Annotated in this window: 26 protein-coding genes; 8 read left to right on the forward strand and 18 right to left on the reverse strand. The window is 62.8% G+C overall.

Annotated elements, in window-relative coordinates:
* Positions 1–237: 237 nt before the first annotated feature.
* The gene (locus V474_RS07720; protein WP_059150957.1) at positions 238–435 is read right to left on the reverse strand and encodes a hypothetical protein; all 198 of its coding nucleotides are present in this window, start codon (positions 433–435) and stop codon (positions 238–240) included.
* Between the two features lie 207 nt (positions 436–642).
* Here V474_RS07720 and V474_RS07725 point away from each other — a divergent pair, with 207 nt between their 5' ends.
* Positions 643–1,917, forward strand: a complete 1,275-nt coding sequence (locus V474_RS07725; protein WP_059150958.1) for a tetratricopeptide repeat protein — start codon at positions 643–645, stop codon at positions 1,915–1,917.
* Positions 1,918–1,988: 71 nt separating this feature from the next.
* Here V474_RS07725 and istB read toward each other — a convergent pair whose 3' ends face one another.
* Positions 1,989–2,834, reverse strand: a complete 846-nt coding sequence (gene istB / locus V474_RS07730) for an IS21-like element helper ATPase IstB (protein ID WP_059150959.1) — start codon at positions 2,832–2,834, stop codon at positions 1,989–1,991.
* A complete protein-coding gene (istA, locus tag V474_RS07735; protein WP_082699660.1) occupies positions 2,831–4,354 on the reverse strand; it encodes an IS21 family transposase in 1,524 nt (507 codons plus the stop codon). The genes istB and istA overlap by 4 nt, the downstream gene beginning before the upstream one ends.
* A 191-nt stretch (positions 4,355–4,545) precedes the next feature.
* On the opposite strand from istA, the gene V474_RS07740 reads away from it, so the two are divergent.
* The 3 genes from V474_RS07740 to V474_RS07750 are packed head-to-tail and all read left to right on the forward strand — an operon-like array spanning position 4,546 to position 6,129.
* Positions 4,546–5,037 carry a hypothetical protein gene (locus V474_RS07740; protein WP_059150960.1) on the forward strand — a complete coding sequence of 164 codons (492 nt, stop codon included), beginning with the start codon at positions 4,546–4,548 and terminating at the stop codon, positions 5,035–5,037.
* Between the two features lie 56 nt (positions 5,038–5,093).
* Complete coding sequence (locus tag V474_RS07745) at positions 5,094–5,654, forward strand: hypothetical protein (RefSeq protein ID WP_148649318.1); 561 nt, start codon at positions 5,094–5,096, stop codon at positions 5,652–5,654.
* Positions 5,655–5,670: 16 nt separating this feature from the next.
* Positions 5,671–6,129 carry a lysozyme inhibitor LprI family protein gene (locus V474_RS07750; RefSeq protein ID WP_082699661.1) on the forward strand — a complete coding sequence of 153 codons (459 nt, stop codon included), beginning with the start codon at positions 5,671–5,673 and terminating at the stop codon, positions 6,127–6,129.
* A gap of 7 nt (positions 6,130–6,136) precedes the next feature.
* Here V474_RS07750 and V474_RS07755 read toward each other — a convergent pair whose 3' ends face one another.
* From V474_RS07755 to V474_RS07765, 3 genes are read right to left on the reverse strand one after another with little or no spacing between them, the layout of a single operon-like run.
* Positions 6,137–6,904, reverse strand: coding sequence for a hypothetical protein (locus V474_RS07755; protein ID WP_059150963.1), 768 nt, complete (start codon positions 6,902–6,904; stop codon positions 6,137–6,139).
* Between the two features lie 43 nt (positions 6,905–6,947).
* Positions 6,948–7,673 (reverse strand): hypothetical protein, encoded by a 726-nt coding sequence (locus V474_RS07760; RefSeq protein ID WP_059150964.1) that lies wholly within the window; start codon positions 7,671–7,673, stop codon positions 6,948–6,950.
* A 3-nt stretch (positions 7,674–7,676) separates the two neighbouring features.
* Positions 7,677–8,243, reverse strand: a complete 567-nt coding sequence (locus tag V474_RS07765; protein WP_059150965.1) for a hypothetical protein — start codon at positions 8,241–8,243, stop codon at positions 7,677–7,679.
* Between the two features lie 341 nt (positions 8,244–8,584).
* On the opposite strand from V474_RS07765, the gene V474_RS07770 reads away from it, so the two are divergent.
* A complete protein-coding gene (locus tag V474_RS07770; RefSeq protein ID WP_059150966.1) occupies positions 8,585–9,592 on the forward strand; it encodes a hypothetical protein in 1,008 nt (335 codons plus the stop codon).
* Positions 9,593–9,653: 61 nt separating this feature from the next.
* Entirely contained in the window at positions 9,654–10,577 is a 924-nt protein-coding gene (locus V474_RS07775) for a hypothetical protein (protein ID WP_059150967.1), read from the forward strand.
* 365 nt (positions 10,578–10,942) lie between these two features.
* On the opposite strand, the gene V474_RS07780 is transcribed toward V474_RS07775, so the two are convergent.
* The gene (locus tag V474_RS07780) at positions 10,943–12,637 is read right to left on the reverse strand and encodes an arylsulfatase (protein ID WP_059151446.1); all 1,695 of its coding nucleotides are present in this window, start codon (positions 12,635–12,637) and stop codon (positions 10,943–10,945) included.
* Positions 12,638–12,894: 257 nt separating this feature from the next.
* Here V474_RS07780 and V474_RS07785 point away from each other — a divergent pair, with 257 nt between their 5' ends.
* Entirely contained in the window at positions 12,895–15,285 is a 2,391-nt protein-coding gene (locus tag V474_RS07785; protein WP_059150968.1) for a TonB-dependent receptor, read from the forward strand.
* 68 nt (positions 15,286–15,353) lie between these two features.
* Here the strand turns inward: V474_RS07785 and V474_RS07790 are convergent, their stop codons facing one another.
* From V474_RS07790 to V474_RS07830, 9 genes are all read right to left on the reverse strand, one after another.
* Positions 15,354–15,539 (reverse strand): YezD family protein, encoded by a 186-nt coding sequence (locus V474_RS07790; protein ID WP_059150969.1) that lies wholly within the window; start codon positions 15,537–15,539, stop codon positions 15,354–15,356.
* 23 nt (positions 15,540–15,562) lie between these two features.
* Entirely contained in the window at positions 15,563–16,522 is a 960-nt protein-coding gene (locus tag V474_RS07795; protein WP_059150970.1) for a sulfate/molybdate ABC transporter ATP-binding protein, read from the reverse strand.
* The gene (gene cysW / locus V474_RS07800) at positions 16,519–17,352 is read right to left on the reverse strand and encodes a sulfate ABC transporter permease subunit CysW (protein WP_059150971.1); all 834 of its coding nucleotides are present in this window, start codon (positions 17,350–17,352) and stop codon (positions 16,519–16,521) included. Before cysW ends, V474_RS07795 begins: the two co-directional genes overlap by 4 nt.
* A gap of 2 nt (positions 17,353–17,354) precedes the next feature.
* On the reverse strand, positions 17,355–18,212 hold the full coding sequence (gene cysT / locus V474_RS07805) for a sulfate ABC transporter permease subunit CysT (RefSeq protein WP_059150972.1): 858 nt from the start codon (positions 18,210–18,212) through the stop codon (positions 17,355–17,357).
* Between the two features lie 41 nt (positions 18,213–18,253).
* Positions 18,254–19,276, reverse strand: a complete 1,023-nt coding sequence (locus tag V474_RS07810; RefSeq protein WP_059151447.1) for a sulfate ABC transporter substrate-binding protein — start codon at positions 19,274–19,276, stop codon at positions 18,254–18,256.
* Between the two features lie 209 nt (positions 19,277–19,485).
* Complete coding sequence (locus tag V474_RS07815) at positions 19,486–20,694, reverse strand: NAD(P)/FAD-dependent oxidoreductase (RefSeq protein ID WP_236710916.1); 1,209 nt, start codon at positions 20,692–20,694, stop codon at positions 19,486–19,488.
* On the reverse strand, positions 20,606–21,694 hold the full coding sequence (locus V474_RS07820) for a type III polyketide synthase (RefSeq protein ID WP_059150973.1): 1,089 nt from the start codon (positions 21,692–21,694) through the stop codon (positions 20,606–20,608). The genes V474_RS07815 and V474_RS07820 overlap by 89 nt, the downstream gene beginning before the upstream one ends.
* Entirely contained in the window at positions 21,691–22,911 is a 1,221-nt protein-coding gene (locus V474_RS07825) for a beta-ketoacyl-[acyl-carrier-protein] synthase family protein (protein ID WP_059150974.1), read from the reverse strand. The genes V474_RS07820 and V474_RS07825 overlap by 4 nt, the downstream gene beginning before the upstream one ends.
* Positions 22,908–23,138: an acyl carrier protein gene (locus V474_RS07830; RefSeq protein ID WP_059150975.1), complete on the reverse strand. Its 231-nt coding sequence runs from the start codon at positions 23,136–23,138 to the stop codon at positions 22,908–22,910. The genes V474_RS07825 and V474_RS07830 overlap by 4 nt, the downstream gene beginning before the upstream one ends.
* Before the next feature lie 388 nt (positions 23,139–23,526).
* Between V474_RS07830 and V474_RS07835 the strand changes: the two genes are divergently transcribed.
* Complete coding sequence (locus tag V474_RS07835; protein WP_082699662.1) at positions 23,527–24,189, forward strand: methyltransferase domain-containing protein; 663 nt, start codon at positions 23,527–23,529, stop codon at positions 24,187–24,189.
* Between the two features lie 420 nt (positions 24,190–24,609).
* Here V474_RS07835 and V474_RS07840 read toward each other — a convergent pair whose 3' ends face one another.
* Both V474_RS07840 and V474_RS07845 read right to left on the reverse strand, forming a co-directional pair.
* Positions 24,610–24,861 carry a hypothetical protein gene (locus V474_RS07840; protein ID WP_059150977.1) on the reverse strand — a complete coding sequence of 84 codons (252 nt, stop codon included), beginning with the start codon at positions 24,859–24,861 and terminating at the stop codon, positions 24,610–24,612.
* A gap of 74 nt (positions 24,862–24,935) precedes the next feature.
* Complete coding sequence (locus tag V474_RS07845; protein WP_059150978.1) at positions 24,936–25,295, reverse strand: hypothetical protein; 360 nt, start codon at positions 25,293–25,295, stop codon at positions 24,936–24,938.
* Between the last annotated feature and the right edge of the window lie 43 nt (positions 25,296–25,338).

Here is a 25,338-nt window from a genome sequence, read left to right on the forward strand (position 1 = left end):
TGCGTTGAAATAAAACATGGACCTTCCATCCTTGAGATAGAAGGCATAGCCGCGCGAAGCGTCGGCCCAGCGTCGGCCCAGCGTCGGCCCAGCGTCGCCGGGACGCCTATGCCCGCCGCGTCCACATCGGTATCGATCGTCTATCGGCAAAGACATGCAGAATTTGTGCGGCGCTGCATCCTCGTCGCGCCTTTGCTGTAGTCAATCGGCAGGATTTATGCGGCGCCGACCATCTGGCTATTGCTCCTCGCTCTTCATCTGAGCGTAGGCCGAGTCACGCGCCTCCGGCGCGAGCGACTGGAGGTACTGGCTTGCGTCCTTGTACTTCAGGAATGGCCTGCCGTCCGCCATGATGGGAACGGTGCGACCGTTGAATATTCGACGAAGCAGGCGCCTTTGCGGCCTGCTGATGGATGGGCTGTCTTCTTCCGGCATGGCCGGTTTTGGTACCGGGCGGGCCAATAAGCAAGCCGGATGATGGTGAGTCCAGGGGCCCGCTTTTGCATCTTTCCCGCATCGGATCCGCAATCAAATGATCGCTGTTGAATTTTATTTGAACATTGATTATTTTTGGCTAGATTTGGTTTTCGACAATCCGGCGCGCGCACTGCTTCATCGCCGCCGTGCTCAAAAGGGATAGCCATGGCCGTCGCCAAGCCTGCCGCCTGCATCGTGTTTTTTGCCGCTGCCGTATCGATTCTTGCCAGTATTCCTTCGAATGCCCATGCGCAGGAAGGGTATCCCACAAATTCGGCGGAAGTGGATGCTGCCGTTGCCCGGCTCGGTGATACGACGCGCCAAGCCGATGACTTCGAAAAGCAGGGCCGCTTCGCCGAGGCGGAGCCGTTCTGGCGCGATGCATTGGCACAGCGCAAGTGGCTGTTGGGCGAACGCAGTCCGCTGGTTGCTGCGGGTATGGACCGTCTGGCGCGTAACCTTGAGGCGCAGGGTTCCTTCAAGCAGGCCGAGCCGCTGCGCCGAACTGCTCTGGACCTCTACGAAATGGATACGGATTCGGCGAAGGACCGGCCCCGCGCGCATTCTTCGCTTGGATATAACCTGACGATGCAGGGCAATGTCAGCGAAGGTGCGGCTGAAAGCTACAAGGCGCTCGAGATGCTGCGTGCGGCCGGCAAGGCTGAGGAGGTTGACGCGGCCAAGGCGCTTTCAGTGGTGGGGCTGACGCTCGACAAGCAGGGCCTTTACGCTCAGGCGGAGCCCTTCTATCGCCGTGCACTGGCAATCCGGCGCAAAGCCTTGGGCGAGGATGATCTCGACACCGCGACCAGCTACAATAACCTCGCTGCGGCGCTGAGCGGACAGCGGCGCTATGACGAGGCGCACATGATGTTCATCAAGTCGATGGACATCCGCAGGGCTAACGGCACCGTACCCGGCCTTGTAGCGGAAAGTGCGCTGAACATGGCGCTCAACCTCGACAATCAGAAACAGTATGTGCGGGCAGAGCGGCTCTACCGGCTCGCGATCGACACCTGGACCACGCTCTACGGCGCGGAACACGTGGTCACGGCGAGCGGCTACAACGGCCTTGGCATGAACTTCTTCCGGCAAGGCAAGCTGACGCAGGCCGCCGAGCAATACCAACATGCGCTGCTGCTGCGCGAGGCCGCGCTGGGACGTTTTCATCCCGACACGGCGGAAAGTTACGGCAACCTCGGTATTACCGAAATCGGGCTAGGCCATAAGGAGAAGGGACGCGCATTGCTGACCATAGCGCTGGAGATCAACGAACGCCTGCTTGGCCCGTCGCATCCCGATACGCAGCAGGTGCGCTCGATGCTTGGCGTGCAGGAAGCCGGTGCAGTGCCTTCACCGACGATACCAGCGAAGCAGGAGCTGTCGCCAATGGATATTTCGGGGCTTCCAGTAAGGGATGTAGCGCGACATCGCCGGTGATTGGTCAGCGACACTGATGGTGATGTGTCAGCGGTGACGTTGAGGATAATGTCACACGAGGTTGGCCTGGATCAAGAGGCGTTGTCGCGCAGCGATGTCGCTGGAACGGTTTCGATGTCGCGGGGCGATGTCGCTGGATCAGGAGGACTGTCGCGGAGCGATGTCGCTGCGGCCAGTGCGGATCGCCTGCGATAGCTCTCGACGTTCATTTCCAGGATAGTGGCGTGGTGAACGAGCCTGTCGATGGCGGCGACAGTCATTGCCTTATCCAAAAAAATGGCATCCCAACCGCTGAATGGTTGGTTGGCGGTGATCATGATGGAGCGCCTTTCGTATCTGGCAGAGATGAGTTCGAACAGGACGCTGGTCTCGGCCTGGTCCTTGCGGACGTAGGACAGGTCATCGAGGATGAGCAGGTCGAAGCGGTCGAGCCTGGCGATCTCCTGGGTCAAGGTCAGGGCCTGACGTGCGGCCTGCAAACGCTGGACGAGATCGGTGGTCCGGGTGAAGAAGACCCGGTATCCGCGCGCCACAAGCTCGTTGCCGATGGCGGCCGCGGCGTGGCTCTTGCCGGCACCAGGCGGACCAAATGCCAGAAGATTGTGGCCAGCCTTGAGCCAGGTATCTCCTTGGGCCAGAGCCAAGACCTGGGCCTTGCTCAAGGTGGGAACGAGGCTGAAGTCGAAGGCATCCAGGGTCTTGCCGGGCGGCAGCCGTGCTTCTGTAAGATGGCGCTGGATCCGGCGTTGCTCGCGTTCGGCGAGTTCCAGTTCGGCCAGGGCTGCCAGCAGGCGCGAAGCCGGCCATCCCTCCTTGTCCGCTCGTGAACAAAAGTCTGGCCAGAGACGGGCAATGGTGGGCAGACGCAGCGTGCCCAGCAACATGGGCAGCTTGGCGGTGTCGACAGTGATGCTCATGCGGCCATCTCCCTGGCGGTGAGCAAATCGTCGTAAGTGTCAGGCTGGGGAATATCGACGACCACATCGACCGGTTCATTGCCGGGCCGTTGGAAGCGCTCCTGCAGATCCTTCAGATCAGGTAAGCCCTGGCCATCGAGTATGCCGGTCAGGGTCGCGGCGAGCTCAGCCTCGCAGGCCTGGTCATGCGCAAGCCACAGCAGCCCCACCATGATGCGGCATGCGGCGGCTTTGGGAAGCGCACCCTCCAGAGCATCCCAGCAGCGGCGATATTCGCTGCGAGGGAAGAGCTTGTTGCGATAGACAAGGTTTGCCAGCGCGTGGGGCTTGGTACGCAGGCTGTGGATCACGTGCCGATAATTGACGACGTGGTCATGACCGCCCCGCCCGCGATCGGGCGCCCGCCCGCGTGGCAGGGTCTCGATGGGCTGCCCGGCCAGATAGAGGTCGATCCGGTCATCGAAGATCCTGGCTCGCAGGCTATGGCCGATGAGCCGGGAAGGCACGGTGTAGAAGACCTTGCGCAGCACGAAGCCGCCCGATGAGGTGACGAGCACCGTAGCTTCATCATAATCGCAGCTACGGCGTGAAGGTAACGGCCGCAGGTGCTCAGCTTCGATGCGCAAGGCATCGCGCCGCCGCGCGTTGTGCCGGCCCACGACCTGGGCGAGGAACGTGCGCCAGTCCTCGATGGCGGCGAAGTCACGTGTCCCGCGCAACTGGAGTGCCTGATCGAGCCGATCCTTGAGGTGGCCATGACGGCTCTCGATGGACCCATTCTCATGGGCGATCCCGCGATTGTTGCGGGTGGGCTCCATCTGGTAATCGGCGCACAGGGCGGCATAGCGGGTCCGCAGATCTTCCTGGGCATCTTGCTCCAGGTTGGCGAACGCCGCGGAGAGGCTATCGGTGCGATGCTCGTGCGGCACGCCGCCAAGCTGCCACAGCGCATTCTGAAGGCCGCAGGCCAGCGCCGTGAAGCTTTCTCCTCCCAGCACGACCTCGGCATGCTCCCACCCGGAATAGACCAGCGCGAAGTGATAGATCAGGTGCGGGGTCGGATTGCCGGAGATGGTGACCTTCAGATCGCGGGCGTCAAAGAAATCCGACATGCCCTGTCGGCCAGGCGGATGGTTCTGCCGGAAGATGACCTCACGCTCTGGTCCATGCTCGGCCTTCCATAGCCGTATCCGGCGTTCCAGGGTTCTGCGGGCTGGCGTCAGATCGAGCCCGGGGTGGCGCTGCTCCAGCTCCCCAAGAATAGAGATGGGCTTCAGGCCCGGCGTGCTCTCGAGCAAAGGCACGATTTCTTTATCCCACAGTTCGGCGAGCGGATCTGGCCTACCGCCGCCATGACGTCGCTCCCGGCGACGCTCCGATGGCGACCGGGGATCTTTCTCTATCCGGTAGCCCGTGCTGGTGGAGAAGCCAGCCATGGCGGCGGCGGCTTTTTGCGGGTGTTTTTGACGAAGGGACATGTAGTACCTCTGCTGTTGGTCGGTGATGGGACGGCCAGGCATCCGATCCTCTTCTTGGCGTTGAAGATTGGACCATCCTGACCGCTGTCGCCGCCAACGGCACGGGGAAACCCGCGCCCGTGTGGGGGGAAGCTACGTCCGGGCTACGCCCGGCCTCCGCTTCCCCCCACACGTCATCTACGATGTCGCTGACCCTTCAACTGCGATGTCGCTGTGCAAAGGGACGAAAAACGATGATGAAAATGCTTCCCGCAGCATTGTTTGCGCTCGCTTCGCTTGCCTGGGCGCCGATGGCCTTGGCCGCGCCGGAGCATCGCTGGCAGACTTATGGCAATGGCCGTTTCGAATATACCATCTGCTACCCCGCCGACCTGATGACCCCCGCGCCCGAGGCCGACAATGGCGACGGGCGCACGTTCTCGGCAGCCGACGGGGCCAAGATGCTGGTGTGGGGCACTTTCAATACAGAGGAACTGACGCCGCCGCAGGTGATGGCACACGAGACAGCGCGGATTACGCGCGAAGGCGGGCGCGTTACATACAAGACGTACAAGCCCGGTTGGTACGCGCTTTCGGGTACGCAGGACGGCAAGGTCTTTTACCAGCGCGGGCTTTCCAATTCGGTTCGGTTCGTGACCTTCCGGCTGATTTACGACAAAGCTTCGGCGGCGAAATGGAACCCGGTTGCCGCGCGCATATCGTCCTGCATGAAAGGGGAGGAGTAGAAATGATACGGCGCCTGCGCGACGGAAATATCACAAAGAGATGCCTTGCCCCGATCATGGCTGCGCTGGTGCTAACCGCCTGCGTGCCATCCGACAAGCAAGCTGATAAACAGGGCGGTGATGATGCCAGCGAAGTGGCGACCGGAAAGCCGGACAAGTCTGCCCCTGCTGCGTCGAAGCCTAAACCGGCAGGCCCGCCCGCGCTTTCGCGCTATCTCGGAAAGTATCCCGACGACAAGATCGACGGCGTCGACTTCCTGCATCACCCGCAAGTCGTGAAGGCTGTGAACGATGCGGTTTCCGATCTCAAGATCCGTGCGCTGATCCTTTCAGGAAAGGACAGGACGGGCCCTATCATCGGCTCGAGGGGGCGGCTCTACATGCGATATGACGATCCGAGGTCTGCGGGCAGCTACAACTGGGCGCTGCTGATGGCGCAGGATGGGACCAGCTCCGCCGTCTGCGTTGCCGAAGGCGATCCTGTGCCCGATGTTTCCGGCGCACAGTGGTACAGCGAGGGGGTGGAAGCATTCCAGCTCTACGCGCCTTGCCCTTATGAGGCTGCCGATCTGGAGCAGATGACTTCGGACTGGCCCATCCATCCTATGCCCAGCTGACCAGGAAGGTTTCGCGATGAAAACTCGTATTCTCTCGTTTCTGGCGGCTCTTTGTATTCTACCGGCCGTGCCTTCTTTCGCTGAAGAGCTGGGCAAGGACGATCCAGGCTGGACTGCGCAATGCGTTAAGCAGGCCGAACAGGAGGGCGAAGGCACCGGCACACTGGTGTACGCGCGCTGCATGGTCGAACACCGCGAAAGGTTGCAAGCTGCACAAACCGCATTGGTTGGGCGGATCGGCAGGGTCCTTGCGGGCAAGGGGCCAGAGGGAACCGATTATAAGGCTGCAAAAAGCGGATTCGCCGAAGCACAGCGGCACTGGACGGCCTTCATCGGCGAGGACTGCGCGGTCGTGGGTGACGTGTTCGGCTACGGTACGGCGCAAGGGCTGGCTGGCGAGGAATGCCTGATCGCGCATTACACCGCTCGCAACCAGCAACTGCGCGATCTGGAGGCAAACTATTTGAACCCCTGAGCCTATCTCACTGCCCGGCGGGCTTGTCCTTCGGAGGGATGGAGATGCGCACGGAGGTGACGCAACTCGTTTCCATGTCATGTTTACTTGGGACCTGGCCTTCTTGCCGGTTTAACAGGAATGTAAGCAGGCGTCCGGCCGGGCCGGCGTAGCGCGGATAGCCGGGGCCGGCATCGGTGACGAACATGGCCGACATTGCGGTCTGGTCTTTCCACCCCGCCGCTGTGGCAAAGGCGCCGAGCCATGCAGCGGTGATGCATCCGTCCGGTCCTGCCGCACCTTCCTTGGGAAAAATCGCGATGCTTGCATCGACATCGAACGCCTCCAGCGGGGCGAGGCGGGTAGGATTTTCTCCTGGGACGAAGGCGGCCGGCAGTGTATCGTCGAGCGGATAGGCCGCTTCGTTCACTGTCAGGTGGATCTTCCAACCGTCTCCGCCGGTCGCCGTCATCGCATAGGCGGCGATGCGGGGGCTGTCATAGGAGGTCGTCATCGCGGGAAGCCCGAAGGCTGAATAGACCGATACCACGTTGAACCCTTCGCCTAAGCCGCGCTGCAGCAGGTTGGCGATGCGCTGGGCGAGGTCATTGGCAGCATAGGGGCACTGGGCGGTGCGGCCGGGGCGAAGGTCGGGAAACTGGCTCGGCACCGAAGGGCCGGGACGGCACAGTGTCAGACGCGCGTGGACCGGCGTGGCGGAAGGCTGAGGCGGGGCTGCCTGCGCGCTCAGCGGAACAGCCATGACGGCGGCGAGAGGTAGCAGGAATTTTCGCATGATCCGTATCTCCAACGCATCCTGAACCGAAAGTCGTGAACCGTCAGGGAACGGTGTATTCGCTGCAAGCGGGCAACGGTGCGCTGGGCTTGTAAGCCCCCGCTGCGGCATCGAAGGCAAGCGTCCGGCGGTAAGTGCAGGCCGCGTCCGTTTCATCGATGAGGTCATCCTGCGTCAGCGCCGGCATCGCCAGGGAATCCGCATTACGGCTGACGCCGCGCGGGAACCGGTTCGACAGCACGCTCAGCGACAGGTTGGGCAGGCCGGATTGCTCGCCTGGCTCCACCTTCAGATCGCTTTGCAGCGTGTACTCGTCGCTGCAGGCATCGAGGCGTTGCTTGGCGTCTTTTTCATCGAAGCAGGCGCGGATCGAAATTTCGCTGCTGTAGGGCGCCTCGAACACGGTAACCGCCGGCTTGCCGGGCCGCACCAGCATGATACGTTGGAAGATCACTTCGGCGTTGCCCCCCGAATACATCTGGGTACGCTGCACGCCGACGCCGACCAGCAGGCCCCCGCCCTTGAGCCGCAGCAGCGTGGGGAGGGGCCGGAAACGGTCGTCGTCTTCACTCTTTGCGGCGGTCCACTGCGCCACGGTCTTGTCCTTGCGCGCGACGGTAAAAGCACCGTCACGCGTGCCGCTGACGCAAAGGTCGCCATCGGCGGTGCATAGCGGGGCGTCCTTGCCCGCCTGGGTCAGGGCTTCGAAAGTGGAAGGATTGGCGGAAGCGGCGGCCGCAGCGGCGGCGATCATCAGGAAAGGGCTCATAAATCACCTCGGTGCGTCGGGGGCGGATGCCTCGGTGGCTCCGGTAATGCTGGCGACGTAAATGTGGGCAGCGTCGGATCCGGTGTTCGTATGCATGAGCACCCAGTGGTCCCTCCTGCGCGCCACGATCACGCGCATTTTGTCACTGAAGATGCCATCAGCGAGGCCGGTGGGCGCAACCTTGCCGCTATTGAGGATCAGGCTGCCCCTATCGGGGCCGCAGGCGCCCTCACCGGTGCAGGTCAAGACGGTGGTGCAGCCGGCGCCTTCCAGCATCGCGCGGTAGTAGCGGTCCACCGCGATCGGGGCGACGGCAGGCCGAACCACATAGTCCACATGTTCTGCCTCGCCTCCCGGATGCAGTGCGGCCTTCAGGTGGTTCTCGTCGGCGATCGCGCCGGTCGGGATCACGATCTCGTTCAGAGAAGGCTGGCGATAGCCGCGAATTTTCGCGCCTTCAAAGCGCGGAAGGCCCGCCGCGTCGCTCGGCCCCGACCTGTCCTGTGCCAGAAATGGTCCTGCCAGCGCAGCGGCGGCACGTGTTGGGATGATGAATAGAGGCGGTTTCATACAGGTACTCCTGTTGTCAGACCTATTCGGGTTACTTGACGATCGCCTCAGCGACATTCCATGTTCGTCCGCTCCGGCATCACGGCCAAACGGAGCACGATTCGGCGTCCTTCCGGAGCAATTGGGCAGCGTGTGTCGGTATGCCGCAAAATTAGACGGCGATCAATTAGAATTCTACGTTGTATATTTTTGCGATATTGTCGGGATTTTTCCATCTGCGCAAGGCTTCTCGGTCTCCCGAACAAAGAAATTGATCGCCGTAGAGAATTATATTGAACACTGCTCATGACTTTGCCATCGTTAAACCCCGGCGATGAACAATGGCCACTTAAGGAGCGGTGATGCGCGTGATATCTGGAGTGCTGGCGCTCACGCTGGCGGGCGGCTGGGCTGCCGCGGCGCAGGCGACGGAAAGCTGGATCATAGCTGGCGGTGGCGACAAACCGGAGCGCGACCTGTTCGTGGTCGATGCGCAGTCCATCAGCGACAAGGACGATTTCCTTGGCTTCATGCAGTCTGCCACGCCGCAGGAGCAGTCTGCTTATCTCAAGCAGAGCAAACGCAAGGGCAAGCTGAAGAAAGGCGAAGTTCGGGTGGGCCCCGACGAGCAGTTCGACATCCACGTCGACCAGGTCTTTGAAAGCGCTGCCAAGCCCAACCGGATTTCCTCCACCTATCTCGTCAATTGTACGCGCATGGCGGTAAGCACCACGTTCAGCCAGGTCCAATGGCGCCACAAGAAGATCGAGATCGCCGCCAATAGAGCAGCCCATGCGCCTGCAAGCTTCGGCGAGATGCAGGTTATGAAATTCGTCTGCAACCGGGGCAAGGACGGACGCGAGCGCGACCCCGCCAAGGCGCCGAAGAATCTCGGTTTCCTGTTCATCGGCGATACCGGCCTGTCGCCTGCGGACTTCATCTGGGAGCGCTTGTGGACCGACAGCAAGCGTCCCCCCTTCACTTATCGCCCCAGCGCGGCGGAAATCGCCGAAAGCCAGCGACGGCTTCAGGAAAGCATGACCAGCGCCCTGAATACGGCGACCGGCGTGATAGATGCCCATCAACGCGACACCAACCGCGTCGGCCGTAACAACACGCTGGAAATGTGGATCGGCAAGACCGAGCAGGACTTCGCAAAGGTATGGGGCGCCCCCGATCGCTATGTCGACGGCTATGGCGGCGTGCGCACGCTTTATTTCCGGAAGGGTTACGTGAACCGTGGCAGCAATGTCTACGGGCAAGTTATCAGCGAGGATCATCACTGGTGCGACGTCACGGTCGAGACCCGCAGCGGCATTATCAAGGACTACTCAACCAGCGGCAACAGTTGCAGTTCCCTCATCCGCTGAAACTCAAGGACAATGTGCCGGGCCTGCCATGGGTTGGCCCGCCGAAGAAGGAGACACGACAATGAAATTCCTGTCGCCCCGCTATGCATCTCATGCCATCGTCGCTGCGGCGCTGCTGGCTGCCGGCTGTTCCGCCGAGCCTGACGCCGACCCGGCGCAGGCTCCGTCATCCGGGGCCAGCGAGGCCGCGGATGCGTCGGAGGCGCCGACGACTGAGGCCGGGCCAGTGCTGCGTTCCGAAGTGAAGGGCCTGCGCATCGTTGCCGCATCCACCGTGCCCAGCCATCCCGACAGCGGCGCCGATCAATGCGGGCCGCAGGTCGATGGCCTGCGCTCCGCAGCGGCAAAAGCGGTCCAGGCCAAGGGATGGAACGTGACCGGTGAGGCGGCGGTCGGCGGCTATGACGTGGTCAGTTTCGTCGGCACGACGGAGCAGGGCACCAGCGGCTCGTGCCTGCTGACCGAGGGCAACGTCGGCCTGTTCAAGGGCGGAGTGTTAAAGGCGATCGCTTACATGGGCAAAGGCCCGGGCACGACCACGTCGATCGGGAGTCTCAAGCGGATCGAAGGCAATGCGATCCGTATCCTCGACGGCGATTTCGTTCCTCAGCCGCTTGCCGACATTCGCTTCGCTGACAACGGGGCAGTGACCGTGGCTGCTCTACCAAAGTCGGACAAGGTCTGCGGCGGCGAGGGTACTCTTCCCAATATTCAGAGCATGCCGATCAACAAGGCCCATGCTGTTCTGGTAAAGGCAGGCTGGGTTCCGTCTCCGAGCCTTCCTGGCGACGAACAGCGGGACGACCGCGCCGCAGAGTTGTTCGAGAAGGGCATCAAGGAGGCAGAAAGCTGCTCCGGCACGGGGTTCGGATATTGCAGCTTCGGCTATCTTGGCCGGGCGGGCAGGCTCTCCGTCACCACAGTGGGCGACGCAGAATGGCCCACCGTTGCGAGCTACGGCGTGACGTGCCAGGCGAGCGACTAGGATAGCTCGAAGGGCGTGTGGTCCAACCCGACGACCGCGCGCCCTCCGTCGGTCGGCTATTGAGCGGACTAACGGACGCGATCATTACGCCTGACATGGCGGTGCGGTGGTATCTCGATATATCCATTGTTCAATCCGCGCAGGCCGGGCATGTCTTGCGCCAGAATATTGACTTGCTGGCGGCAGCTTGCGGTCGCGGTTGGTCAGTTTGGTGAGCCGGGTCTGGATGCCAGCATGTTGGCCATCAGCCCGGCGACGCCGTTGGTCCGTTCAAGACCGATTTTTTGCTATCTGGCGGCGGGCCTCTGCAGAGGTGCCCTCGCCCACCCGCCGTAATGCGGCATGGGCGAGGGCTACCAACGCATTTACTTCGGAGTCGCACCCGCCGGCGCAGCGGGCAGGATCACGCCCTTGGCGTTGGCGTAGCTATCCCAGTCGGCGACGAGTTCGGCCAGTTTGTCGGCATGGCTTGCTGCCAGGTCCTTACTCTCTGCCGGGTCGGTGGCGAGGTTGAACAGCTGCCACTTGCCTTCTCCCGCGCCATCGCGGGGGTAGGCAGAGCCGGTCTTGGGGATGTAGACCGCCTTCCAGTCGCCCTTGCGCAGCGCGCGGCGGTAGAACAGTTCCGTGCCGACGGGCTCTGCGGGGCCGCGCACTTCGGCGGTCTCGTTTTCCAGCACCGGGATAAGGCTCTTGCCTTCGAACGGTAGGATCGGCCGGCCGTTGAAGCTGGCGGGTTGCGACAGGCCTGCAAGGGCGAGCAGCGTCGGCGCGACATCGGTCACGCTGAGGTAACCGCGCGCGATTCGGTTGCCGACCACGCCCTTGCCGGAAGCGAAGGCTGTGACCCTGGTTCCGCCTTCGGTCGGGTAGCCCTTTACCAGCCACGATGGCGAGCTGTTCGCCTGCGCCCAGCCAGCGCCGTAGCCGACATAAGAAGTGGCGTTGCCGATGTTTTCCAGCCGGTTGTCTATGCCCAGCTTCTTCGCACCGCCGGCGACGCCGCGCACCTGGAACGGCGCGTCTATTTCGCTGCCTTCGGGGCCATTGTCGGCGAGAAAGACGATCACGGTGTCCTCGTACTTGCCGGTACGCTTGAGTTCCGCGATCACCCTGCCGACGTTCTGGTCCATCCGGTCGACCATCGCCGCGTAGACTTCCATCTTGCGCGCTTCGAGGGCCTTCTCTTCAGGGCTCAGGCTGTCCCATGGCTTGACGCCGTCAGGCGCATGGGGCTGCTGGTCGAGGGCTACGAGGCCCAGTTCCTTCTGCCGGGCGAGGCGCTTTTGGCGCAGGGCTTCATAGCCGGCGTCGTAACGACCCTTGTATTTGGCGATCGTCTCGGCGGGGGCCTGCATCGGCCAGTGTGGGGTGGTGAAGGGCAGGTAGGCGAAGAACGGGCGCGCGTCCGAGGCACCTTCATCGAGGAAGCCGATCAGGCGGTCGGCGAAATAGTCCGCAGAATAACGCCCTATGGGAAAGCGGGTGACCTTCCCGTCGTCGCGGTAGACGCTATTTGCCTTAGCCTTCTTCCACGCCCCGTCCTGGTCACCACCGAAGTGATTTCCCAGGCCCTGTAGCAGCGCGAACGAGCGTTCGAACCCGCGTGCCGCAGGACCGCGTTCCGGGGTAAGGCCCAAGTGCCACTTGCCGGACATCACCGTCCGATATCCGCCCTGCTGCAGCAGTTCCGCGATCGAGGCGACACGGTCGTTGAGATAGCCTTCGTAACCCGGCCGGCCGATCTGCGCTGGGCCCAGCGATTCCGCCATGGTGCCGATGCCCGCCTCGTGATTGTCGACGCCGCTCAGGAGCATCGAGCGCGTGGGGGAACAGGTGGGCGCGGTGTGGAAACCGGTGAAGCGCACGCCGCTGGTGGCCAGTGCATCGAGGTTGGGGGTAGCAATCTCGCCGCCGAATGCGCCCAGATCCGACCAGCCAAGGTCGTCGGCGACAATCACCAGGAAGTTGGGGCGCTTTGCCTCCTGCGGTGCAGTGGCGGGAGCAGCCGGAACAGCGGACGTCTGCGCGGCGAGCGGCGAGGTGAGGAGGGTGCTCATCAGCGCTGCGGCGATCAGGGCGGTCCTGCGATTGATGGGGCGAACAAGGCGGGGTTTGGCAGGGCGGGTCACGGGCGTTCCGTTATGACTGGAAGGGAAGTGGCCAGCTTGGCGGCAAAGAAGCATGCGCCCAACAAAGATTCTCTATTCCAATGGTAGAGAATCTTTGTTGCCGGTCACGTGAGTATCTCTACCAAAAAGATTGAGATTACTCATAACCACCAGGCCGATGGTCGCATTCGTAAAAAGGTTTGAAGATGAAGAGAATTCTGCGTGCCACGACGCTTGCCCTTATCGGGACGACCGCGCTGGCCGCCATGCCTGCGCTGGCCGAAGACGGCGCCGCAGCAGCCGATGAGGCAGTGGGGACCGAGGCGAACGGAACGCGGGGGGGCGGCACCGACATCATCGTCACCGCCCGCCGCCGCAACGAGCGCATTCAGGACGTCCCCGTCGCGGCCAATGCTTTCGGCGGCGAACAGCTTGCAGCGACGCGCACATACAACCTGCGCGATCTTCAGCAGCTGACACCCAGCCTTGTCGTCACGCAGACCAACCCGCGCAACACCAGCATCAACATTCGCGGTCTGGGCAACAATGTATCGGTCTACAATGACGGGCTGGAGCCGGCGGTCGGTGTCTATGTCGATCAGGTCTACCTCGCGCGGCCCGGACAGGCGGTGTTCGATCTTTCCGACGTTGAGCGGATCGAGGTTCTGAGAGGGCCACAGGGTACGCTTTTCGGCAAGAACACTTCAGCTGGCGCCGTGGTTGTCACCACAAAGTCGCCCACCTTCGAGCCCGAGGCTGGGGGCGACATCACGATCGGAAACTACAACTTCCGGCAGCTCCACGCCTATGCCAGCGGCGCCTTGGTGGACGACCTGCTGGCCGCGCGCATCTACGTCTCCAAGACCGACCGCGACGGCTACATGACCAACCGCTATGACGGCGATGATACGCAGGATTACCACGACTTCGGGTTGCGCGGGCAGCTGCTGTTTACGCCCGCCAGCAACTTCAAGCTGCGCCTCATCGGCGATTACGGGCGCCAGCACTCCAAGACTTCCGCCGCGGTATTGACCGGGGTGATGACTCAGTATGACAACGGCACCGTCTTCGCGAACAATTACTACGACCGTGCGGCTCGCACCGGCTACACGCCGGTCGCCGTCGATCCGGGCGCGCGCATTGTCGATACCAATGCCAATCCGCGCTACAAGATGAACCAATGGGGCCTGAACTCGATCGCGGAGCTGTCGATCCCGGGCAATACGATCACTTCCGTCACCGCCTACCGCGCGTGGAACTGGTATCCGCACAACGACGGCGATTCCACCAGCCTCGATGCCGGGACCGATTTCCACCAGAGCAATGAGCAGCGCCAGTTCAGCCAGGAACTGCGCATCGCCTCGGAAGGCACGCGCAAGGTCGACTATGTGGCGGGCCTCTATTACCTGTGGCAGTCGATCGATGCGGAATCGGTGAATGCCTATGGACAGGACGCAGCGGCGTGGTTCGTCGCCCCCAGCGTCAATCCCGCCGCAGCGGCAGCGGCGCTGAATGGCTACACTATCATCGGCCGCTCCAGGCCGGTGACGAACAGCTACGCGGCTTTCGGGCAGGCGATCTGGCACGTCACCCACACGATCGATTTCACCGGCGGGCTTCGCTACACTTACGAAACCAAGACCGGCTATTTCGACCAGACCGCGACAGGCGCCAGTCTCGATGGCCTAACCGCGGCGCAGATTACGGCCGCCAACACCATTAGGGGGCGCTACGGGGTGGCGAACTATTACAGCGCAAGCACCAGTGAGGGGCGCCTCTCGGGCAGCGCGACGCTATCGTGGAAGGTAACGCCGGATTCGCTGATCTATGCGACATATGCACATGGCCATAAGTTTGGCGGCCTGAACTTGGCCAACATCACCACCACCGGCGCTTATGCGGCCGACCCGGTTATCAAGCCGGAAACGATCGACAGCTACGAACTGGGTCTGAAAACCGCCTGGTTCGCCAACAGGCTGACCGCCAACCTCGCCGCATTCTGGACGGACGACGCCGATTACCAGACCACGGTGGTCGACGTGGACCGCAACAACCTTTCCTACTTCACCAATGTCGGCAAAGTGCGCACGCGCGGCTTTGAGGGCGACCTTCGCGCCAATCCGGCACCGTGGCTCTCGCTTTACGCCTCGGGGGCTTATACCGATGCCAAATACGTCAGCTATGCCGGTGCGCCCTGCCCGATCGAAATCACCGGCCAGACCACTTGCGACATGAGCGGGCGGCGCCTGCCGGGCGTGTCCAAGTGGGCGGTTTCCGCAGGCGGCGAGGCGCATGCTGGGGTGGGATCAGTGCTCGGGCGTGACAGCGAGGTCTATGCGGGAGGCGACTACTCGTACCGTTCGAATTTCTACACTACCGCTAGCCTCTCGCGCTATTCGCAGATCCCGGCTTTTTCGCTGGTCAACGCGCGGCTCGGTGTACGGGCGCTCGACGGTCTCGTCGACATCCAGGTTTGGGGGCGTAACCTGACGAACAAGCTTTACTATCTCAGCCTGGCGGCGGGCACGACCGGCGCGGTCACCGGCACCCTTGGCGATCCGCGCACTTATGGCGTGACGTTGAAGACCAGTTTTTGAAGGCGTGAGTGGGCACTGAGTGGACGGGCGGGTTTGTCGAAAGCATACCCACCCGTTCCAGAGACCCACTATTTTTTCTGACCGAAACGATGCTTTTGCGTTATGTCGATCTGCATGACGCGTCCTTCGTGCACGGTCAGCACGATCTGGCCGAATCTCATCCCGCCTAGTGCATCTCGAACATTGGCGAGGCTCTCCTCAAGAGTAGGATCGGTCTCGGCGTCTGTTCGAGGTTCGTTGGGGCGCAGGATCATTTTTCAATTTCCTCGCTTACGTATTACAATCGGCGCTTGTGAAATTGCCGTTCGCGCAGGGGTTGGATCCGAACAGTATCCCCCAGCGTCGGCGCGGGGCTGGCGGCATTGACATCGAATTCCACGACCCTGTCGTGCCCTTCGATCCGGCCCTCGACCCGCCAGCTGCCACCTCGCCGGAAAACATTGTCGACCACTACCGGAATCCCGCCCGAGGCGACAAGGTCGATGTCATGCGGGCGCACATGGATGCCGCCGGGAAGCTGGTTTGTTTCACCCACGAAGTTCGAGACGAAGGGGCTGGCAGGCTCCATGTAGACCTGCTCGGGCGTGCCGACCTGTTCGATCCGGCCATGATCCATGACAACTATGCGGTCGGCCAGTTCAAGCGCTTCTTCCTGGTCGTGGGTGACGAAAATCGAGGTCAGGCCCATGGTTTCGTGGAGGCCGCGCAGCCAGCGGCGCAGGTCTTTGCGGACTTTGGCGTCCAGCGCGCCGAAAGGCTCGTCGAGGAGAAGCAGGCGCGGCTCGATAGCCAGCGCGCGCGCCAGTGCAACGCGCTGGCGCTGGCCGCCGGACAACTGCCCGGGATAACGCTTTCCCAGCCCGTCGAGCTGGACGAGGCGCAGCAGCTCCTCGGCGCGGGCGCGGATGTCGGCCTTGGGCGGGCGGCCCTTGCGGCGGACGGAAAGGCCAAAGGCGACGTTTTCGGCGACGGTCATGTGCTTGAACAGGGCGTATTGCTGGAACACGAAGCCTACCTGGCGCTCCCCTACCGAGCGGCTGGAGACGTCTTCGCCGTCAAACAGGACTTCGCCGCCGTCCTGGAATTCGAGACCGGCAATGATGCGCAGCAGCGTCGTCTTGCCCGAGCCGGATGGGCCGAGCAGGGCGACGAATTCACCAGGCTTGATCTCCAGGTCGATGCCATGAAGCGCGGCGAAGTCGCCGAAGGTTTTGGTTACATTTTGGACCCGGATCAATGCCGCGCACTCCCGTGAAGGTTAAAGCGCCACTCCAGCACGGTCTTGGCGACGAGCGTCACCAGCGCCAGACCGGCGAGCAGCGAGGCGACCGCGAAGGCGCCGACGAAGTCGTATTCGTTGTAGAGGATCTCTACGTGCAGCGGCATCGTGTTGGTTTCTCCCCGTATGTGGCCGGAGACGACCGAAACGGCGCCGAACTCACCCATGGCGCGGGCGTTGCACAGCAGCACGCCGTAAAGCAGGCCCCAGCGGATGTTGGGCAGCGTCACATGGCGAAAGGTCTGCCATCCGGTTGCCCCCAGAGAGATCGCGGCTTCCTCCTCATCCTTGCCCTGTTCCATCATGAGCGGGATCAGTTCGCGCGCGACGAAGGGGAAGGTGATGAACACGGTGGCAAGAACGATGCCCGGCACCGCGAAGATGATCTTCAGGTCATGCTCTGCAAGCCACGTACCGAACCAGCCGTTGGCCCCGAACAGCAATACGAAGATGAGGCCCGAAACGACCGGTGAGACCGAGAAAGGCAGGTCAATCAAGGAGATTAGCAGGCTTTTTCCCGGGAACTTGAATTTGGTGATCGCCCAACTGGCCGCAACCCCGAACACCACATTGAGGGGGACGCTGATCGCCGCGATCAGTAGCGTCAGCTTGATGGCCGACAGTGCGTCGGGCGCGGTCACGGCATCGAGGAATGGGCCGAAGCCCGCCTTGAGCGCCTCGCCGAATACCGCGACCAGCGGCAGGGCGAGGAAGAAGGCGAGGAACAGCAGCGCTACGGCGATCAGAATGATCTGCAGCGCGCGGCTTTCCGTAGTCGAGCGCCGCATGGTCATGCTCCGTACCTGTGGCGACCGGCAGCCTGCACCACGTTGAGCGCAAGCAGGATCGCGAAGGAGACGAGCATCATGACGGTCGCGATGGCGGTGGCGCCGTCGTAATTGTACTGTTCGAGCTGGGTGACGATCAGCAGCGGGGCGATTTCGGTGCGGCCGGGCATGTTGCCGGAAATGAAGATCACCGAACCGTATTCTCCCACCCCGCGCGCGAAGGCGAGCGCGAAGCCGGTGAGTAGGGCCGGGGCAATAGCGGGGAAGATGACGCGGGAAAAAGTTTGCAGGCGGGTGGCGCCCAGCGTGGCGGCGGCTTCTTCAACGTCGTTGCCAAGGTCGGCCAGCACCGGCTCGACCGACCGCACAACAAAAGGCAGGCCGATGAAGACGAGGGCCACGGTTATGCCGATAGGGGTGAAGGCGACCTTGATCCCCAGCGGATCGAGGAACCGACCGACCCAGCCGTTTGGTGAATAGAGCGCCGTGAGAGCGATACCGGCGACGGCGGTAGGCAGCGCGAAGGGCAAGTCGACGATTGCGCCGATGATCTTCTGGCCGGGGAAGGTGTAGCGAACCAACACCCAGGCGACTAATAGCCCGAAAAGGGCATTGACCAGACCCGCCGCAGCGGCCGTGCCGAAGCTCAGGCGGTAGGCGGCCAGGGCGCGGTCCGAAAGGCCGACGGCGACGAACTGGTCCCATCCCATGCCGGCGGATTTGAGAAAGATCGTCGCCAGCGGGATGAGCACGATAAGCGTCAGCCAGCCCAGGCTGAGCCCGAATGTCAGCCCGAAGCCGGGTAACACGGAAGGCTGGCGCCATCGGCGCCGCGCGCCGGCGGCGGAAGAAGCGGTCATCTGCAGGGGCCTGCTCGATTCTTGAAAGGACTGGTTAAGGCTCACTTCTTCGCGGAAATGCGGTCGAATACGCCCCCGTCGTCGAAGAAGGTCTTCTGCGCGGCGCGCCAACCGCCGAAGTCCTTGTCAATGGTCACCATCGGGATCTGGGGGAATGTCGCCTTGAACTGTTCGGCGATCGTGGGGTCACTCGGGCGATAGAAGTTGCGGGCAATGGCGACCTGAGCCTCGGGGGAGTAGAGATATTCGAGGTAAGCCTTCGAAACGTCTTCGGTGCGGTGCTTCTGCGCGTTTTTCGCGACAACGGCGACCGGCGGCTCGGCGAGGATCGAGATGGAAGGGGCCACGACCTCGAACTTGCCCGCGCCCAGCTTCTTTTCGGCCAGCAGCGCCTCGTTCTCCCAGGCGATCAGCACGTCGCCGATGCCGCGTTCAACAAACGTGGTCGTCGCGCCTCGGGCACCGCTGTCAAGAACCGGGACGTGAGTGAACAGGCTGCGCACATAGTCTTCGGCCGCCTTGTCCGATCCGCCCGCCTTGCGGCCATAAGCCCAAGCGGCGAGAAAGTTCCAGCGCGCGCCGCCGCTGGTCTTGGGATTGGGAGTGATGACTTCGACGCCTGGCTTCACCAGATCGGCCCAATCCCGGATACCTTTGGGATTGCCCTTGCGGACCAGAAAAACAATCGTCGACGTATAGGGCGAGGAATTGTCCGGCAGGGCCTTCTGCCAGTCGGTCGGAAGGAGCTTGGCCCTGTCCGCGATCGCGTCGATATCGTAGGCCAGGGCCAGGGTGGCGACATCGGCATCAAGGCCGTCGATAATGGCGCGGCTCTGCTTGCCCGAGCCGCCGTGGCTCATGCGGAAGGTCACATCCTTGCCGGTTTTTTTCTTCCAGTAGGCGGCGAAGGCGGGGTTGATCGCCTCGTACAGTTCGCGTGTCGGATCGTAGCTGACGTTGGTTATCTGCACTTTGTCGGATTGCCCACCGCCCCCGCCCGAGCACCCTGGGAGGGCGATTGCGAAGCACAGGCCGAGAGGAACCAGAGCGCGGGATTTCAGCATCATCATATCCTGTCCGTAATCTTCAAGCCGATGACGGCCATCGACCGATCAGCCCGCGCATCGCTGCGTCAGCCGACTGGAGGCGCCACAAACTTAAGGCTGGAAACAGGAATACTCAACCAATTCGGTTGGGTAAATGGTAGTAGAGCAAAGTTTGCCTATCAAGCCTGCAATCAGGAGTTGATGTAGGCCCGCTGCCCTCGGCGCAATCAGGCGATGACGCCAGACCCTTCATCGGAAAGCTCCCATTCGGGCAGCCGCGTCATACCTGCCATGAAGGTGAGAAGTGGCGGGCAAAGCTGTGCCAGCCGCAGTCCACCCAGCCGCATCCACGGGCGCTGCAGCGCGTTCTGTAGCAGCATCGCGCGCCCGACCTGCCGCCGTGCCTCATCGGCGATGAGAGCGGGATAACTGCCCGCATCGCCTGCCAGCACGCAGCGCGCTGCGAGAAAGGCACTTCTTAGTGCTATCGCCATGCCGTCTCCGGTTAGGGAGGCGGTCATTCCCCACTGATCGCCAAGCCGCAGGACCGCACCGTCCTCCCCATGATGCGCAGGCACGCCGTACGCTAGGTTGGCGATTGTCACCGGGCGCTCGAACAGGGGTTCGGCATCGGCCAGAAGGTTGCGCAAAGCGGGATTTTCGCCGAGCCAGCGACGTACCCCGTTCCAGTCGCCGCCGATGAAGGGCAGTCGGCTACGGCGCAAGACGAGGCACAGGTTTGCCCGGCCGTCCTCGACCATCTGCAAACCGGCATAGCCATCTTCGAACAAGGCCAGCACGATCGTTCCGGCCAGACGGCGGGTAGCGGGCGGTGCGAGCCTGTAGTGCATCTTGAAACCGACGAAGCCGTTAGCCGCGCGTCTCGGCGGCGAATTGTTGCCCTCCCGGATCGGAAGTTTGCCCGTTGCAAGCAGAACATGGTGGCCGGTTCGGGAGCCATGACTGGTACGCACGCCGCCGCCGCCGAGTTCCAACACCCGAACGCCGCGTTCGACCTTTACGCCCGCAGCCTCGGCGCGGCTGAGCAGCACTTCGTCCAGCGCATGGCGACTGAGGCCGAGCGCTTCGAACGGCAGCGGGGCTTCCACTTCCATCTTGCCGTCTAGCAGTCGGATGCGCTTGATCGGTGCAGCGCCCAGGGCAGCAGGATCGATGCCGAGTTGTCGCAGATGCGCCACCGCCTCGACCGACAGGAACTCGCCGCAGACCTTGTGGTGGGCACGGCTTTCCCGCTCCAGCAGGAGGACATTGGCCCCGCCGCGCGCCAGTAGGCACGCAGCAGCGCTTCCCGCAAGGCCAGCGCCAAGGACGAGGGCGTCTGCGATGTCAGTCCTCCATCGCGAAGCGGAAGCTTTCCGCAGCCATGCCCGGTCCGAAGGCCAGCGCCAGGCCGGGGCCGCGCTCCTGCCCCGCAAGCATCCGCGCCAGGATGAACATCAGCGTGGACGAGGACATGTTGCCGGTATCGTGCAGCACCGCCCGCGACGGTGCCAGCGCATCAGCGCCAAGGCCCAGTCCTTGCTCGACGGCATCGAGAACGGTGCGCCCGCCAGCGTGAACGGCGAAGAGCGAGAAATCGTCCACCGCCGATCCACGCAGCAGGCCGCCATCGTCGTTGCGCCCGGTTTCGGCGCTGAGTGCCCGGGCGATCCGGGCAGGCACTTCGCCGCCCAGGTGCATGTCGAACCCTTGATCGCGAATGGCCCAGGTTATCGCATCGGCGCTGCCCGGGATCGTCGCCGAGCGAAAGTCGCGCAGGGCAATGCCGCCGCGGTCGGCCGTCACCAGCGCGGCCGCAGCGCCGTCGCCGAACAGCAGCATCGCAAGCAGGCTGGCGAGGTCGCCGCTGCGCTGGAAGTGGATGGTGCATAGCTCCACCGTTACCACCAGGACCCGCGCTTGCGGCTCGGACCGGACGATGTGATGGGCCAGACGGAGCGAGTTGACGGCGGCATAACAGCCCATGAAGCCCACCACAGTGCGCTCCACCCCGGGGTTTAGCCCGGCACCAGCGACAATCGCCTGATCGAGGCCGGGCGCCATAAATCCGGTGCACGAGGCGACGATCAGGTGAGTGATGTCCTGGAGCGCAATATCGTCTCCCAGCGCCGCGATGGCATCGAGTGCAAGGCGCGGCGCGTCCCGTTCGTACCGGGCCATGCGTTGTCCCGTGGAGGGCCAGGGGCCGGCGCCGTAGAAGCCTTCGACGTCGGTGACGGTGCCGTCACCCAGCTTCACGGGTTCGAGAAAGGAGTAGCGCCGGGTGATCCCCGACCGTGCGGCCATGCGTTGAAAAACATGGCGGGAACGGGCGTCGGGCAGGCTGGATGCGACGAAACGAACGAAGGCATCATGCACCTCGAAAGGTGGGTTTGCCGTACCGATCCGATTGATGCAGGCGGTGATCTGGGTCATGCGCGGCGTCCTATCAGTACGGCGTTGAGACCGCCAAAGGCGATACTGGCGGAGACGAGCGCTTCGGCCTCGAATGGCTGGGGTTTCAGCACCAGCGGCAGGTCGCAATCGGGGGCGGGGCCAAGGTGGTTGAGCACGGGTGGCGGGGTGTTTTCGCGCAGGGCCAGAAGGCCGAGCATGAACTCCATCGCTGCGGTTGCGCCGATCATGTGGCCATGCGCGGACTTGGTGGCTATCACGCGGTGCCGGGCAAGCGAGGCGCCATAAAGGCGCTGCAGGGCGGCGGTTTCGGCAGGATCGTTAAGCGCCGTTCCCGTGCCGTGAGACGAATAGAGCGCGGGAGCATCGAGCGCCAAGCCTGCGTCTTCATGCGCGGCGCTTATGGCGGCCGCGATGCCTGCTACATCCGGGGCTGTCATGTGACCGGCGTCGCTTGACAGGCCGTAGCCCGCCAGTTCGCCGTATACAGCCGCGCCGCGAGCCAGGGCGTGGCTTTCGCTTTCCAGCACCAACACCGCCGCGCCTTCCCCCAGGACCATGCCCTTGCGGTCTTGCGAGAAGGGGCGGCAGGTATCCGGCGCCAGCACGCCCAGCGACCGCCAGCCGGTCAGCGATCCGAGCGTGAGGCAGGCCTCGGCACCTCCGGCGATAACCACGTCGCTGCGGCCCGCCCGGATCATGTGCATCGCTTCGCCCAGTGCATGGGCAGAGGACGCACAGGCGCTCGATAGCGTGAAGGCCGGGCCGTGAACGCCCAGCAACATGGAAAGGTGCGCGGCGGGCGCGGCGATCATCGAACTGGGGATGGTCTGGGGATGCACTTTCGCCTGGCGTTGACCAAACAGCCGTTCGTAGGCGGTTTCTATCGTCGCATTGCCGCCGCTACCGCAGCCGAGCAGGATCGCGGTCCGGTGGGCCAGCGAGGTATGTCCGTCAAGGCCGGCATCGGCCACGGCTTCGATCGCCGCTTCCAGCGCAAAGGCAGATAGCGGGTCGAGCCGGCCAAGACGGCGCAGCCGGTCCGCGTCCACGCCGGGAAAGCGCGCCTCGTCGCCGGGCGGGTCTTGAGCCCATGCCGCGACGCCCGGCGCTTCTGGAGATAGCAACGCGCGTATAGCGCCGTCACCGCCGCGTGCGCGCCGCCAGTTCTCGGCAACGCCGCGGCCGAGCCCGCTGACGCAGCCCATGCCAGTCACCAGCACACGGGGCGCCGTCATTGCGACGGGGTCACTCCGATGCGGTCGAACAACTGCTGTAGCGTCATGTCGGGGGTCAGTTCCTCGGGCTGGACTTCGATGCCGTACTGGTCCTCCAGCTCAAAAAGCATGCTGACGAGGTCGATTGAGGAAATGTCGAGTGTCTCCAGGGTGGCCTGCGGAACCAGGCGTTCTACCGGCAGACCGGTCTCTTTCGCTATCAATGCGATCAGGTCCTCGTTGGTCATTAGTGCTTCTCCATGCACGGGCATTTACGGGCAGATGCGGCAGAATGGGGCACTGCGGCCCGTTAAATCCGGCCTGCCGTCAGTAATGCGCAGGAAGCGGCCAAGGGTGCCGGAATGAAAGCCACAGCAATGCGAACGCACTTCATCGGGGTACTCCGCTTTCTGTGTGCCTTACGGGCTTGCGCGCTTTGCGTGGTATCCGCAAGCGTGCTGTATTCGCTTCTTCCCAAAGCTGGATGGTGCCAAGGTGGATACGTGCCGACGAAACGCGATCACATCCGCCGACGAGTAAAAGGAGGCTGGCCATAAACACCTGCCATTTAGCCAGCGTCCGCGCGGTAACCGCGCTGTGATGGATCTTTCGGTCAGGTCGCATCGAGAAGAGCAGATGGACGCTGCCAATCTCGACGTTGCTGTCTATGGTCAGGTCCTGCACGATCTGGCGCGTGTCAATCGCTGGACCTTCACGGCGCGTCCGGTACTAGCGTTTCTTGCGCGTGCGGTCGGGGATGCAGGTGGATTCAGCATGCTGGACGTGGGATTCGGCCACGGAGATACCTTGCGCGCGGTGGCGCGCTGGGCGACGCGGCGAGGCATCGCAGCAAGACTGGCGGGCGTCGATCTCAACCCGGCGAGCGAGGATCTGGCGCGAGGGGCAACGCCCGAGGGGATGGACATATCGTATGCCACCGGGGATTACGCCGACCAAGACGGACCCTTCGACTTCATCGTCAGCAGCCAGGTTGCCCATCATATGAGCGATGCGCAATTGGACCGTTTCGTCCAACACATGGAGCATACGGCGCGGCGAGGCTGGATGATCGGTGACCTACATCGGCACAGGTTTGCATATCACGGGTTTCCCTTGCTTGCCCGCGCCATGGGGGTGCACCGCATCGTGCGCGAAGATGGGCAGCTTTCCATCGCGCGGTCGCTGCGGCCGGGCGAATGGCCGGATGCGTTGGCAAGGGCGGGCCTTGCTCAAGGGACCGCGTGCGTGGAACGGCGCTTTCCTTTCCGCATCTCTGTCGAGCGGACGTACGGTCGGTGATGACCAGCCTTGCCCGGCCGATGATGTCAACAAGGCGATCGTCCTTATATGGGGATGCCCACTGGATGGCGTAGATCGCCTGGGCTTCCAAGACGTCGGCTGAGCACGGCGAACTGGGGCCATATGGCGGGGCTGTGGCAGACTACACACTGGTTGCCCCGTCCGTTGGACATACCAAATCCATTGCTCGTATTTTATAAGAAACGATGGGCTTGCACGTCCGGATTGGTGTGGACTGACCCCTAGTTCCCAGGTCGCCAGTCCTGTCGCAAGTATCGCGTCTTCACCCGGCCGAGGCACTCGGGGCTAACATAGCCTTGAGCCGGACGGGCAGGTTGGGATCTACCATCAATAGCGGAACGCTTGATGTTGGAGGAGCAAGCCAGGCCGCTTTGGGATGAGCCTCGACCCCGGCTGGTATTAGGCCGTGGGAGCGATGGTATCGGGAATGCTCTCTGAATCTGCATAAGCGGGCTGCTTGGCCTTACGGCGTTCGGAGTACCGCTTAAGGGCATAGCCGCCGACTGCCGCTGCCAAGAGCCCAGCCGGGCCCAGACGCCTCAGCACTGTCGTCGCGACAACGCCCAGCACCGCACCGCCGGTTCCATCTACACCCTGTATGTGCTTGGCCGCCTGGTTGCCGGCGACTGCTCCGATAATGTTGCCAATCATATGAAATTTCCTTTTAATCGAAAACGCAAGGCCCGTCGGTAGTTGCGAAGAGCCAATGCTTGTACGCTGATCCTTCAAGGGGCGCTTTGCTTGACGGCCTCGGCTTGCCTTTTCAGATCATCAGCGCGCTTTTCAGCTGCGGCCCGAACGCGGTCGGCTTCTTCTTCGAGTTTCTCTGCTGCCACATCCGCCTGTTTTTTGACGCTACCAGCTTGTGCCTTAAGCGCATCGGCCGATGCGTTCTTGGCTTTGCGGGACGCAGCATCCGCTTCGTCCTGAACTTTACCAGCTCGTTCGGCCGGACCTGAACCGGTGTATTCGACACCGGCTGCTGTGGCAGCGGCCTCGTCCTGCTTTTCGCCGGCCTGTTCTTTTGGTCCGCCACAGGCGGCAACGCCCGCGAAGGCGATGAGGAGGAAAAAAGAAGGCTTCATGAGATCACTCCTTATGAAGCAGGGGCAACGCTGAACATGCAGG

Source organism: Novosphingobium barchaimii LL02, from assembly GCF_001046635.1.
Lineage (GTDB): Bacteria > Pseudomonadota > Alphaproteobacteria > Sphingomonadales > Sphingomonadaceae > Novosphingobium > Novosphingobium barchaimii.